This is a genomic window from Halorubrum sp. JWXQ-INN 858 (genome assembly GCF_009806985.1).
In the GTDB taxonomy this organism is placed as follows: domain Archaea; phylum Halobacteriota; class Halobacteria; order Halobacteriales; family Haloferacaceae; genus Halorubrum.
Genome location: NZ_WUAX01000011.1, coordinates 44,910 through 57,640, shown reverse-complemented (window position 1 = coordinate 57,640; position 12,731 = coordinate 44,910). Strand labels below are relative to the sequence as shown.

The following is a 12,731-nucleotide window of genomic DNA, read 5'->3' as shown; positions in this document are numbered from 1 at the left end:
GCGCTCCCGCGACCTCACCGGTTCGGCGTGTACTCGCCGAACTCCGCGCGGAACGTGTCGGACACCTCCTGTACCGTCGCGTACGCCTTGACGGCGTCGACGACGTGCGGGACCACGTTCTCGTCCCCGCGTGCGGCCTCCCTGACGGCCGCGAGCGCGTCGGCGACCGCTTCCTCGTCGCGGTCGGAGCGCACGGCCGCCAGCCGCTCCCGTTGAGCCTGCTCCTGATCGGGGTCGACCTCCTCGAGACCCATCTCCGGCTCCTCGTCGACCTCGTACTCGTTGACGCCGACGATGACCCGCTCGCCGGCCTCGATCTCGCGCTGTCGCTCGAAGGCGACGTCCTGGATCTGCCGTTGAACCCACTGGTTCTCGACGGCCGCTAACGCCCCGCCACGGCGGTCGATCTCCTCGAGGATATCGAACGCCTCCGCCTCGATCCCGTCGGTGAGGCTCTCGACGTAGTACGACCCCGCGAGGGGATCGATCGTGTCCGCGGCCCCCGACTCGTGTGCGAGGATCTGCTGGGTCCGGAGCGCGGTCCGGACGGACCGTTCCGTGGGGAGCGCGAGCGCCTCGTCTTTCCCGTTGGTGTGGAGGCTCTGCGTGCCGCCGAGCACGGCCGCGAGCGCTTGGTACGCCACCCTGACGACGTTGTTCTCGATCTGTTGGGCCGTCAGGGTGGAGCCGCCCGTCTGCGTGTGGAACTTGAGCTGTTTCGACTTCGGGTCCGCGGGCGAGAACCGGTCCTCCATGATCCGCGCCCACATCCGCCGGGCGGCGCGGAACTTCGCGGCCTCCTCGAGGACGTTGTTGTGGGCGTTGAAGAAAAACGAGAGCTGCGGCGCGAACGCGTCGACGTCGAGACCGGCCTCGACGGCCGCCTCCACGTACTCGATCCCGTTCGCGAGGGTGAACGCGACCTCCTGGGCCGCCGTCGAGCCGGCCTCCCGGATGTGATACCCCGAGATGGAGATGGTGTTGAAGTTGGGCACCTCCGCCGCACAGAACTCGAAGACGTCGGTGATGAGCCGCATCGAGGGCTCGGGCGGATAGATGTAGAGGTTCCGCGCGACGTACTCCTTCATGATGTCGTTCTGGACGGTTCCGCGGAGCTCCTCTCGGGGGACGCCCTGCTTGTCACCCATCGCGACGTACATGGCGAGCAGGACCACGGCGGGCGCGTTGATCGTCATCGACGTCGACACCGAGTCGAGCGGGATCCCTTCGAACACCGTCTCGAAGTCGTCGAGCGTGTCGATGGCGACGCCCGATCGGCCGACTTCCCCCTCGGCCATCGCCGCGTCGGAGTCGTACCCCATCTGCGTCGGGAGGTCGAACGCCATCGAGAGCCCGGAGGAGCCCTGGTCGATCAGATACGAGAACCGCTCGTTGGTCTCCGCGGCGGTGCCCATCCCGGCGTACTGTCGCATCGTCCAGAGCCGCCCCCGGTGCATCGTCGAGTAGACGCCGCGGGTGTACGGCTCCGCGCCCGGGAAGCCGACGTCGTCGCGGTAGTCGTGGTCGGCGACGTCCGCCGGCGTGTACAGCGCGTCGACCGACTGGCCGCCGGTGTCGGTCGTGAAGGCGTCGCGCCGCTCCCCGAACCGGTCGACGGTCGCGTCGTAGGGGCCCTCCTCCCACGCCGCTTTCGCCTCGCGGATCGCGTCGAGTTCCTCGGGGTCGAACATTACTGATCCGGTCGGTCGACCGAAACTTAAGTGTGGAGGTCGCGAGGTGAGGGAGTCGCGTGACGGCGGTGGGGTCGAGCGCACTCGGTCGACGTCACGTGACGGCGGTGTCACGAACGCGGCGAGAAGTCGGGGCGGGGACCGTGGCTCATCCCTCCGCGTCGAACAGCCGCTCCGCGTCCGTGACCTGCCGCCGGTAGAGCCCGCGTTTCTTCAGCCGCGGCACGGGATGTGTGTGTAAGGTTCTCTCGCCGAGGTCGTACACGAGCGGGAACACACACGACCGGCGGTCGGCGACGGTGTGGTCGTCGATCGCTGTCGCGATCGACTCCGGGTCGGGATCCGGGTGGGCGAACGTCACGTAGCCGAACAGCGTCGTCGACGCCTCCCGGCTCGTCCCGAACCGATCGATCAGGGCCTCGCGGAACCGTTCGACGTCCGCCCGGACGTCGTCGGGACCGTACCCGGTCGCGTCGACCACGGTCGCAAGCGACCGGAGGTCCCCGATCGTTCGGTCGTCGGCGCTCGTCTCCCAGGCCCGATCGAACCGGTCGTGGTCGGGGGCGACCGGGTCGAAGCCGTGTTCCCGCGCCGCCGCCGCGACCGCGTCGCGGTACTGTTCGATCTCCATGTCCATCACTCGCACGATCGATACATAAGGATACTGGCGGCCGCCGCCCTGCGGGCCGGCGCAGCCGGCGGCTCAGCGTTCGCTGCCCGGTTGCGTACCGTCCGACTGCGTACTGCCCGATTGCGTACCGTCCGGGTGCACGCTGCTCGGTTGCGCGCCGCTCGCCCGCGTACCCCCCGATCGCGCGCTTCCCGGCTGCGGGTCGACGTGCGCGGCGGGCATCAGGTCCTCGAGCGCCTGCGCGTCGAGCCACTCCAGCAGGGCGACGAGCTGGTCGGCAGCGGCCTCGAACAGCCGCTCGGCCTTCTCGGGGGTCACGTCCGTCGGGTCGCCGAAGCCGCCGTTGCCGGAGTTGTCGATCGCGTCGTAGTTCGTTCGGGCCCCGTGGACGACCGAGCCCGAGTCCGCGAGGTCGACGAGCCCGCCGTCGCGGGCGGTCTCGAGTTCCCCCTCGCGGACCAGCTCGGGGGCGATGTGGGTGATCATCGCCGTCTCCTTGGGACCGGCGTGCGGCCCGTTGTGCGCGAACAGCTCGTCGACGAGGCCGGGGATCGACTCGTCCCACATCCACTCGATCGCGTACACCTCGCCCGCCCGGTGGAGCCGACGCCCGACCTCACGGAGGTGCGGGACGTTGCCGCCGTGGGCGTTCACGTAGACGACGCGGTCGATCCCGTGGTACGCGAGGTTGCGCGTGAAGCTCTCGACGTAGTCGCGGAACGCCGGCGGATCGACCCACATCGTCCCGTGGAACTGCCGGTGGTGCGGGCTCACTCCGACGTCGACCGTCGGCGTCCGGAGGAACCCGGTCCGGTCGGCGGCGGCGGTCGCGAGCGCCTCGGCGATGAGGTGGTCGGTGGCGAGCGGGAGGTGCGGGCCGTGCTGTTCGGTCGAGCCGAGGGGGACGACGGCGACGGACTCCTCGGCGACGTATGCGCCGAGCTCCGGCCACGTCCGGTCTGCGAGCTCCATGCGAGCCCCTTCACGCCCCGAGGTATCAAACCCGGCATCGCGGCGAGCGAGGACGACGGCGGCGTCGAGGTGTCCGTCGGCGTTCGCCACCCTTTTTGTCTCCTCCGGTCCAACCTACGGCCATGTTCGGAGGCGGCGGGATGAACCCGCGCAAGATGAAGCAGATGATGAAGCAGATGGGTATCGACGTCGACGAGCTCGACGCCGAGCGAGTCGTCATCGAGACGGCCGACGGCGACCTCGTGTTCGAGGGGCCGCAGGTCACCCGAATGGACGCACAGGGCCAGCAGACGTACCAGATCGTCGGCGACCCCGAGGAGGTCGACGACGCCGGCGTCGGCGGTGCCGGAGCCGACGCCGACGCTGACGACGCCTCGGACGATGTCGCGGGCGCGATCCCCGAGTCCGACGTGGCGATCGTCGCGGAGCGCGCGGGAGTCCCCGAGGACGCCGCCCGCGAGGCCCTTGAGGCGACCGACGGCGACCTCGCCGCCGCGATCGCGACCCTGGAGTGACCGACGCCGCGTACCTCCTGGTCCACGGCGACCGGGAGTACCTGCTCTCGCCGGGCGAGGAGTTCGGAACCGATCTCGGCGTCATCGAGGTGCCCGCGGACGTCGAGGCCGGCGACACCGTCGAGACCCATCTCGGGACCGTCTTCGAGGTCCGCGAGCTCCGCGGCCCGGACCTGTTCGACCACCTCGAGCGGACGGGCGCGCCGATGATGCCGCGCGACGTCGGGCTCGTGATGGGCCACACCGGCGTCTCCGCCGGCGACCGCGTCCTCGACGCGGGCACCGGCTCCGGGATCCTCTCGGTGTACCTCGGCCGTGCGGGCGCTGCCGTGACCACCTACGAGATCGACGCCGACTTCGCCGACGTCGCCCGCCGAAACACCGAAACGGCGGGCGTCGCGGAGCGCGTCGACGTCCGGACCGGCGACGTGGTCGACGAGCTCGACGACCTCGCCGCCGGCGAGCCGTTCGACGTTCTCACCCTCGACACCGGCGACGCCCCCGACGCCGTCGCGCGCGCGCCGGACCTGCTCGTCTCCGGCGGGTTCCTCGCGGCGTACTCCCCGTTCGTCGAGGGGACTCGGGAGATCGTGACGGCCGCCCGCGACGCCGGGCTCGTCGGGATCGAGGCGATCGAGACGATCCAGCGGGAGATGGACTTCTCCGACCGAGGGTCGCGCCCGTCGACCGCCGGCGTCGGTCACACCGGCTACCTCGTTTTCGCGCGGGCTCCCTGACCGGCGGAACGTTCGTCCGTCGTCCTGACCGGCGGAACGTTCGTCCGTCGTCCTGATCGGCGGAACGTTCATCCGTCGGCGTCGACCAACACGTGCCATGGACGTCAGCGACGACCTCGAAGCCGGCCTCGTCGGTCGGCGGAACGTCGTCGCCGTCGGGATCGGACGCGAGCTCCTCCCGGCGCTGCTCGCCGCCAGGCGGCGAACCGACGGCGGCACGTGGCGGCTGCTCTGTTCGTCCGCGGTCGTCGACGCGCTCGGTCGCGCGTTCGTGCTCGGGACCGACCTCGCGACGTGGGCCGCCGACGGTGGCGGGATCGATCTCCGGACGAGCGACGGCCCGGCGACCGACCGGACGCTGATCGCGACCCCCGATCGGGGAATCGCGCTCACGGGGCCCGAGGGGAACCGGACGCTCCTCGTCGAGCGCGCGGTAGGGGGTGGGTCGGAGGACGGGGAGGACGACGGAACAGGAGACGGGGTCGAGAACGGCGTCGAACGTCTGCGGCGAACGGCTCGCGCGTGGTTCGACGGGGGCACCCCCGCCACCGTCGGCATGCCCTCGCGGGAGCGGCTCGCTTCGTCGGCGCGGTCCGCGCTGGACGAGCGGTTCGCCGCCGAGCTGACCGCCGTGCTCGACGCGCTCGGCCCGGGGGACCTCGACCGGTCGCAACCCGTCACCGACCGGACGCTGCTCGTCGCGCTGGCGGCCCGCCACGACCACCTGTTCAACGACGTCGGGACGTGGGCCGCCTCCGTCGGGGTGTCGCCCCGGCAGACGCTCACCGCCGATCGGCGAGCCCTCGAACGGGGCGGCCTGATCGAGACGGTCAAGGTCCCGATGGGCATCGGCCACCCGCACTACCGGCTCCGCGCGGTCGACGAGGGGCTGTTGCGCGTGCCGCCGGCGCGGCTGGTCGACCTGCTCCGCGACCGGCTGGGGGACGTGGGCGCCGGCGGCGCGGGGGCGGGCGGCAGTACGGAGGCTGGCGGCGGCGCTCCGTCCCGTCCCGTGAACGACCGACCGGTGTGGGATCGGAAGCCCTGACCCCGTCGGTCGTCGGAGCCTCGGACGCGTCGCGTACCGTCGTCCCGTCGGTGCCGCCGCCGGCGACTCAGTCGGACCGGTCGGACAGGGCATCGGCCAGCGCGGCGGCCTCCGCCCCGGAAAGCGTCACGTCTGCGTGTCCGGTCCCGAGATCGCCGGCGGTCACGTCGACGCTCAGGACGATCCCGTCGTCCCCGCGGGTCACCGTCACCTCCGCGTAGTCCGGCTGGTCGCTCGGCGGTCCGATCTCGACCTCCCGCTCCCCGCGCGTCGCGCCGACGACCGCCCGGTTCGGCGCCGACACCCCGATCGACTCGCCCTCAGTGTCGTCCGTCATGCCCGTTCGTCGGTCCGGACGGAACTTATAACGACTCCCCGGCGCGGCGCCGAGAACGGCCAGTGGGGGCGCTCGGTCGAAGGGGCTGGAGAGGGCGCCCGGCCGGAGAGGTCGGTGGGAGCGCCCGGTCGAAGGGGCTGGTGGGGGTGCCTGGTCGAACGGGACAGGGGTGCGGCCGGCGGGCTACAGCCGCCCCGCGTCGACGTCGTCGACGAGCGTCGAGCCCGCGGCCCGCCAGTCGGCCGCCGCGTCGGCGAAGATCCGCTCGGCCCGCTCGTTCGCCTCGGCGACGACCGCGTCGGCGTCGAGTCCCACTATCCCGCCGGCGGAGACGAGCTGGACGCCGTCGACGAAGGCGGCCTCGAGCTCGTTCCCGACGGCCCCGTACACCAGGTTCGGGATCGCGGTGTGGAACGGGTCGTTCACCGTCGGTGCGACCCCCACCGACCCGAGGTCGTAGACGGCGACGTCCGCCCGCTTCCCGGGCGACAGCGACCCGACGCGGTCGTCGATGCCGAGCGCCCGGGCCCCGCCGATCGTCGCGATCTCCAGCGCGCCGGCCGCGTCGAGTGCGGTCGGGTCGCCGCGGTCGGCCTTCGCGAGCAGGGCCGCCGTCCGGAGCTCCCGGAGCGCGTGGTGCCCGCCCGGGCCGGGCGCTTGGTCGGTGCCGATCCCGACGTCGCCGCCGTGCTCGCGGTACTCGACGATCGGGGGCACGATCCCGTCGATCGCCGTGATCGACGAGGGGCAGCCGACCATTCGGACGCCCGCGTCGGCGAGGCGCGCGCGTTCGTCGACCGTCGCGCCGTGTAGGTGGGCCGCGAGCAGGTGGTCGCCGAGGAGCCCCGCGGCGTCGAGGACGCCGACGGTCGTCTCGCCGTCGCCGTACCGGGCCTCGATCCCGCGACGCTCCCGGTCGCCCTGTGCGACGTGCATGTGGACCGTCCGGTCGGCCGCGCGGGCCCGGTCGACGACCTCGCGGAGCCGGTCCATCGACACCATGTCCAGCGCTTGGGGCCCGTACGCCGGCTCGACGAGGGGATCGTCGGCGTACCGCTCGAAGAGCGCCTCCGCGCGACCCAGCGCGGCGGCCCCGCGCTCCCGATCGAACGGAACGGGCTCGTCGGGGTCCCGGACGCCGGAGTCGTCGGAGTCGTCGGAGTCGTCGGAGTCTCGGACGTCGGACGTGTCGGGAAGCTCGTTTATCGTCTCGGTCGCGACGACCCGGAGCCCGAGCGGGCGGTACACCTCGTCGACGAGGGCGGCGACGTCGGTCGCGTACTCGCCGATCGTCGTCGTGCCGGAGGCGATCGCTTCGAGCGCCGTGAGCCGCGCGCCGACCACGCCGTCGGCCGGCGTCACGTGGTCGACGATCGGGCCGAGCGCGCGGTCCATCCACTCGATCTCCGGGACGTCCTGGGCCGCTCCCCGGACGATCGAGTGCCGGCCGTGGACGTGGACGTTCACGAACCCGGGACAGGTGAGGCGACCGTCGCCGTCGATCGTGCGCTCGGCGTCTGCGGGATCGACCGCATCGGCGGGTCCGACGTAGACGATCTCGCCGTCCGTCCAGCCGACCGCGCCGCGCTCGACGATCCCGAGGTCGCCGCTCCCGCCCGGCGTGTCGGGATCCATCGTGACCAGGAGGGTGTCGGTGACGAGGGTGTCCATGGCGAGGCCTCTCGACCGAACGGCAAGGAACTACCGGTGGTACCGATCGCCGTCTCCGTCGCAGTCGTCGGGCGGGCGTCGTCGCCGTCGCGGTCGTCGGGCGGACGTCGTCGCCGTCGCGCTGCCCGTCGCGCCCGCCCCGACGTAACAAGAACTAACTCGCGGGGGCACGCGCCCACTCGCATGAGGAAGTTCTCCGAGCGAGTCGAGCGGATCGCCGTCAGCGGGATCCGCGAAGTGTTCGAGGCGGCCGGCGACGACGCGATCAACCTCGGGCTGGGCCAGCCCGACTTCCCGACGCCGGAACACGCCCGCGAGGCCGCGGTCGACGCGATCCGGAGCGGGAAGACCGACGCGTACACCGCGAACAAGGGGATCGCCCCGCTGCGGGAGGCGATCGCCGAGAAACACCGCCGCGATCAGGGGATCGACCTCGACCCCGGAAACGTCGTCGCCACCGCGGGGGCCAGCGAGGCGCTCCACATCGCCATCGAGGCGCACGTGAGCGCGGGCGACGAGGTGATCATTCCGGATCCCGGGTTCGTCTCCTACGACGCGCTGACCAAGCTGGCCGACGCCGAGCCCGTCCCCGTCCCGCTCCGCGAGGACCTCACGATCGACCCGGCCGCGATCGAGGACGCGATCACCGAGGACACTGCGGCGTTCATCGTCAACTCCCCCGGCAACCCGACCGGCGCGGTCTCCCCCGAGGAGGACGTCCGCGAGTTCGCGCGGATCGCCGACGAACACGGCGTGCTCTGTCTCTCCGACGAGGTGTACGAGTACACCGTCTTCGAGGGCGAGCACCGCTCGCCGATCGAGTTCGCGGAGACGGACAACGTCGTCGTCGTCAACTCCGCCTCGAAGCTGTTCTCGATGACCGGCTGGCGGCTCGGCTGGGTGTACGGCGCCGCCGACCGTGTCGACCGGATGGTGCGCGTCCACCAGTACGCACAGGCGTGTGCGTCCGCCCCCGCCCAGTACGCCGCGACGGCGGCGCTCACCGGCGATCGCGGGTTCATCGACGAGATGACCGACTCCTACGAGCGGCGTCGCGACCTCCTCCTGGAGGGGCTCGCCGACGCCGGCATCGACTGTCCGACCCCTCGCGGCGCGTTCTACGCGATGCCGAAGGTCCCGGACGGGTTCGTCGAGGCGTGTCTCGACCGCGGGGTCGTCGTCGTGCCGGGCGACGCGTTCGGCGAGCACGGCGCGGGCTACGCCCGGATCTCCTACGCGACGAGCGAGGAGGACCTCCGCGAGGCGATCGCGGCCATGGCCGACGCCCACCGGGCGGTCAGCTGACGCGGAACCCGCAAGCGAGGCGGACGAGGGAAACACCTAACCGGCTTTCGACCCGACACCGCACGATGACCGACGTCGACGACGCCGGGTCACTCCGAACGGCCGCCGCCCTCTGGTCGGCGCTGTACCTCGGGGTCTCGGCCGGCTTCTACCTCCTCTTTCGCGCCGTCGACGCGCTGCCGGCGACGACGGGGCTCCCGACGCTCTCGCTCGGGCTCGGGGCCGTCGTGACGGGGGTCGCCCTGATAGCGGTGGTCGCCGACCGGCTCCTCTTCGACCGCGACCCGCAGGACCTGCTCACCCGGCAGTCGCTGTGGGTGCTCGTGTTGGTCGTCGCCACCGCCGGCGCGACCGCCTTCTTCCTCGTCGAGACGACGCTGATGCCGGGGACGGCGGTCGTCCTCGGCGTCTCGGTCGCCGTTCCGGCGACGATGGTCCTGTTCGCGGTCGTTAACGTGGCCCGACACCGGTCGCTCGAACACGGGGAGTGATCGTTTCCCGCCGCGGCGACGCTGGACAACAGCCACCGTTGCGGTGACGCTGGGCAACAGCCACCGCCGCGGTGATGAGGTCCGGCAAGTATCTCCAAATCATTACTTAGGAGCATGAATCTGTCGCGGGAGGTTTCCGCAAGTTATACTGCGACCGGGGAGGTACGGGAGGGTAATGAGTCGGAACATTCAGGTCAGCCGCCTCGACCGCCAGGCGGTCGAGGACCAGGAGGTCGAGATCGTCGAGCGGAAGGGCGTCGGGCATCCGGACTCGATCAGCGACGGCATCGCGGAGTCCGTCTCCCGGGCACTCTCCCAGCTGTATCTCGACCGCGTCGGGAAGGTCCTCCACTACAACACCGACGAGACGCAGATCGTCGCCGGCCGCGCCGCGCCCTCGTTCGGCGGCGGCGAGGTCGTCGAGCCGATCTACGTCCTCATCGTCGGCCGCGCCACGAAGGAGTACGACGGCGAACAGCTCCCCGTCGACTCCACGGCGCTCGCGGCGGCCCGTGACTACCTCGACGAGGCGGTCCCCGAGCTGCAGTACGGCACCGACGTCGTCGTCGACGCCCGCCTCGGCGAGGGGTCCGGCGACCTCCAGGACGTCTTCGGCGAGGAGACCCAGGAGGTCCCGATGGCGAACGACACCTCCTTCGGCGTCGGCCACGCCCCGCTCACCGAAACCGAGACGATCGTCTATGAGGCCGAGCGCGCGCTCAACACGACCTACTACGACGACCACCCCGAGCTCGGGCCGGACGTGAAGATCATGGGCAAACGCGAGGGCGACCGGATCGACATCACCGTCGCGGCCGCGATGGTCGACGCCTACATCGACGACCTCGACGGGTACGACGCCGCCGTCGGCGACGTCCGCGAGTTCGTCTCCGGGCTCGCGACCGAGTACACGGACCGCGAGGTGAACGTCGACGTCAACACCGCCGACGACTACGAGGAGGGCTCGATCTACCTCACCGTCACCGGCACGTCCGCGGAACAGGGCGACGACGGCTCCGTCGGCCGCGGCAACCGCGCCAACGGGCTCATCACGCCGAACCGCCCCATGTCGATGGAGGCGACCTCCGGGAAGAACCCCGTCAACCACATCGGGAAGATCTACAACCTGCTGTCGACGTCGATCGCCGAGTCCGTCACCGCGGAGGTCGACGGCATCCGCGACCTGCAGGTCCGGCTGCTCTCGCAGATCGGTCGCCCGATCGACGAGCCACACGTCGCCGACGCACAGATCGTCACGGAAGACGACGTCGACCTCGCCGACATCGAGCCCCGGATCGTCGAGATCATCGACGCCGAGCTCGCCGACGTCACCGGGATCACCCGCAAGGTGATCGAGGGCGACGTCTCGACCTTTTAAGCAGTCGTCCGGCGCTCCGCCGGCCTTTTTAAGCAACCTGTTGAAACCCCGCTCTTCGGACGGGTTCTCATACGCAACAGCCGTTCGCCGAAGCGTGTGTATTGACTGCCGAAGATTCTGCCAGTTTGGATCTGTGTTTCGGTAGCCGTGTAAGATACAACACGCGTATACGTTATGTGAATCAAATCCTACTCTCTGTTGGTGGTCTGCCGAGTTCATCACGTAAACGAGCGAGCTCCTTGATCAACTTCTCTTCCGATACACCCCTTTCTTTATTCGGCTCATATCCAGCATACTCTAAGGCAGCATTCCAGCTGCCGAATTTCTTTGAAATAGTAGCTCTATTGAAGTTCTCAGAATCGGGCACCAAAGAGATGTTCGCTAGAGGTGGTGCCAGAGCCTCCTACCTACAAATCGCATGTCGCCGAAGGCGATCTATGAAGTACACGACCTTCGACAAGATGAGAATGAAGGTCAATTGTTTCGTTGTGCTAGTATAACACAGTGGTGCAGAACAGTTCTCAGCGTATGATTTGCGGGTCTTGATTTCGTTTCCAAGCTACAAGGCGGAGTTCACAGCCTCTTCTCGTCTGTATTGGCGTGGAATTGACCAGCAGTGAAAAACGAAGATCGGATAGTGAGATATATGATAGATTTTGCACCACCGTCTTGACGTATCTTGGAGACTTCGATTAAGAACCAGCAGAGCGGAAGTCAACGGCAGATTCCACGGACGAACTCGAAACTATCTCATGTCACCTCAAACGTCTGGTACTCGCGTTCGCAGGGCGGCCCGTTGGTCCCCATGAGCCGCCGCTCGGTGAGATCCATGACGTAGCTTCCGTTAGTTCGAAGCCGGTCCAGTTCCGGATCGGTCTCATTTGGGTGCCGGCAGATGCTATTCGGGTGGCCGAAGTGATCGCGGAGTGCGTCCGTGAGGACGTCGATTCCGATCTCACCGCGGTGTTTCGAGAGGAGCCGCTTCATTCGAGGTGCCCGACAGAGTGTGTCCGGAATGAGCTTCTCGAATTCGCTGTTCATCGAACTCCGATCCTCAACGTGGTTTGCATGAACGAGGAGGTGGTCTTCCGGATGTAGGTAGTTCACTGTCTCGGGGGCAAGCTCGAGGTTGAGCATCTCCCCTTCCGCGTGGGCGACGATGACGTTCCCGGAGCAGGCGCGATCTTTCGTGATCAGGGGTGCGATAGCGTCATCCATCCGTTCGGCGTCGAGGATTTCCCTAAACCGGACGTGGTACGGTTTCCGGAACGGATTCTCGCCGTCCTTCGCGGTGACGAGGCCGTTAAGCGTCATCCCGATGCCATGCTCGTTGACTCCAATCTTCCCGCCGACGATCCCCGCCTCCGTCATCGCGGCCATATCGGGCTTGTCGTCCCTACGGATCTCCATCACGAACGTCTCTAGACCCGGCATCCAGTCCCAGTTCTGTCCAAGATACGTATGCTCGTCGGCGGTGATTTCCGGCTGGATTGCAAACGCCGTGCAGGCGTCCGCGCTTCCACCCGCTTCATCGGCTGCCTTTTTGAACGCACTGTACATCACCTCGTACCGCGCGTTTAACACGGTGACGTCCTCAATGGAAAGCCCACTTCCCTCCGCAATTCCTTTCATTTCTGCGGCGTACTCCTCGTTCTCCTCTTCGATCAGCGGGACGAACTTCTCGGCCTGCTCGTAGACCGTGTCCTCGTCGGTCCCTTTGTGCTTGAAGACGCTGAGGTAGATCTCGAGATTGGTTTCGATCTCGTCAGCGAACGTCTCGCCGTGTGTTATGCCCCGCTCGTGTGGTGTCCCCGTCAGTTCGAGTCCCCGGAGCTCGGTCGTCTGCTGGCTCATCTGTGGCCCAAGACACGGCCTGAATGACATTAACTGGGGCCACAATTCTCAATTGTTGCGAATTTTAATTATGTTTATTGAATCATCTGTCGTCTGCTCGG

At 68.7% G+C, this 12,731-nt stretch carries 12 protein-coding genes and 1 pseudogene; 6 read left to right on the top strand and 7 right to left on the bottom strand.

Annotation, left to right across the window (positions count from 1 at the left end; translation table 11 throughout):
- Positions 1–14: 14 nt before the first annotated feature.
- The 3 genes and pseudogenes from GRS48_RS09085 to GRS48_RS09075 form a co-directional block, all read right to left on the bottom strand.
- Positions 15–1,691: a methylmalonyl-CoA mutase gene (locus GRS48_RS09085; RefSeq protein ID WP_159485728.1), complete on the bottom strand. Its 1,677-nt coding sequence runs from the start codon at positions 1,689–1,691 to the stop codon at positions 15–17.
- 148 nt (positions 1,692–1,839) lie between these two features.
- On the bottom strand, positions 1,840–2,322 hold the full coding sequence (locus tag GRS48_RS09080; protein ID WP_159485726.1) for a hypothetical protein: 483 nt from the start codon (positions 2,320–2,322) through the stop codon (positions 1,840–1,842).
- Positions 2,323–2,502: 180 nt separating this feature from the next.
- Positions 2,503–3,294: pseudogene (locus GRS48_RS09075) on the bottom strand (creatininase family protein); the annotation flags it as partial.
- 122 nt (positions 3,295–3,416) lie between these two features.
- On the opposite strand from GRS48_RS09075, the gene GRS48_RS09070 reads away from it, so the two are divergent.
- The 3 genes from GRS48_RS09070 (at position 3,417) to GRS48_RS09060 (ending at position 5,594) form a co-directional block, all read left to right on the top strand.
- A complete protein-coding gene (locus GRS48_RS09070) occupies positions 3,417–3,809 on the top strand; it encodes a nascent polypeptide-associated complex protein (protein ID WP_159485722.1) in 393 nt (130 codons plus the stop codon).
- Positions 3,806–4,546, top strand: a complete 741-nt coding sequence (locus GRS48_RS09065; protein WP_321168376.1) for a tRNA (adenine-N1)-methyltransferase — start codon at positions 3,806–3,808, stop codon at positions 4,544–4,546. The genes GRS48_RS09070 and GRS48_RS09065 overlap by 4 nt, the downstream gene beginning before the upstream one ends.
- 97 nt (positions 4,547–4,643) lie before the next feature.
- Complete coding sequence (locus GRS48_RS09060) at positions 4,644–5,594, top strand: DUF5821 family protein (protein WP_159485720.1); 951 nt, start codon at positions 4,644–4,646, stop codon at positions 5,592–5,594.
- A gap of 67 nt (positions 5,595–5,661) precedes the next feature.
- Here the strand turns inward: GRS48_RS09060 and GRS48_RS09055 are convergent, their stop codons facing one another.
- Together GRS48_RS09055 and GRS48_RS09050 are read right to left on the bottom strand one after the other, a co-directional pair.
- Positions 5,662–5,931 (bottom strand): hypothetical protein, encoded by a 270-nt coding sequence (locus tag GRS48_RS09055; RefSeq protein WP_159485718.1) that lies wholly within the window; start codon positions 5,929–5,931, stop codon positions 5,662–5,664.
- A gap of 183 nt (positions 5,932–6,114) precedes the next feature.
- Complete coding sequence (locus GRS48_RS09050; RefSeq protein WP_159485716.1) at positions 6,115–7,602, bottom strand: amidohydrolase family protein; 1,488 nt, start codon at positions 7,600–7,602, stop codon at positions 6,115–6,117.
- Between the two features lie 183 nt (positions 7,603–7,785).
- On the opposite strand from GRS48_RS09050, the gene GRS48_RS09045 reads away from it, so the two are divergent.
- From GRS48_RS09045 to GRS48_RS09035, 3 genes are all read left to right on the top strand, one after another.
- Positions 7,786–8,907 carry a pyridoxal phosphate-dependent aminotransferase gene (locus GRS48_RS09045; RefSeq protein WP_159485714.1) on the top strand — a complete coding sequence of 374 codons (1,122 nt, stop codon included), beginning with the start codon at positions 7,786–7,788 and terminating at the stop codon, positions 8,905–8,907.
- Between the two features lie 65 nt (positions 8,908–8,972).
- Positions 8,973–9,398 (top strand): hypothetical protein, encoded by a 426-nt coding sequence (locus GRS48_RS09040; RefSeq protein ID WP_159485712.1) that lies wholly within the window; start codon positions 8,973–8,975, stop codon positions 9,396–9,398.
- A 175-nt stretch (positions 9,399–9,573) separates the two neighbouring features.
- Positions 9,574–10,776 (top strand): methionine adenosyltransferase, encoded by a 1,203-nt coding sequence (locus GRS48_RS09035; protein WP_159485710.1) that lies wholly within the window; start codon positions 9,574–9,576, stop codon positions 10,774–10,776.
- A 181-nt stretch (positions 10,777–10,957) separates the two neighbouring features.
- Here GRS48_RS09035 and GRS48_RS15425 read toward each other — a convergent pair whose 3' ends face one another.
- Positions 10,958–11,143 carry a homing endonuclease associated repeat-containing protein gene (locus GRS48_RS15425; RefSeq protein ID WP_394351197.1) on the bottom strand — a complete coding sequence of 62 codons (186 nt, stop codon included), beginning with the start codon at positions 11,141–11,143 and terminating at the stop codon, positions 10,958–10,960.
- 383 nt (positions 11,144–11,526) lie between these two features.
- Positions 11,527–12,630 (bottom strand): C45 family peptidase, encoded by a 1,104-nt coding sequence (locus GRS48_RS09030; protein ID WP_159485708.1) that lies wholly within the window; start codon positions 12,628–12,630, stop codon positions 11,527–11,529.
- Positions 12,631–12,731: the final 101 nt, after the last annotated feature.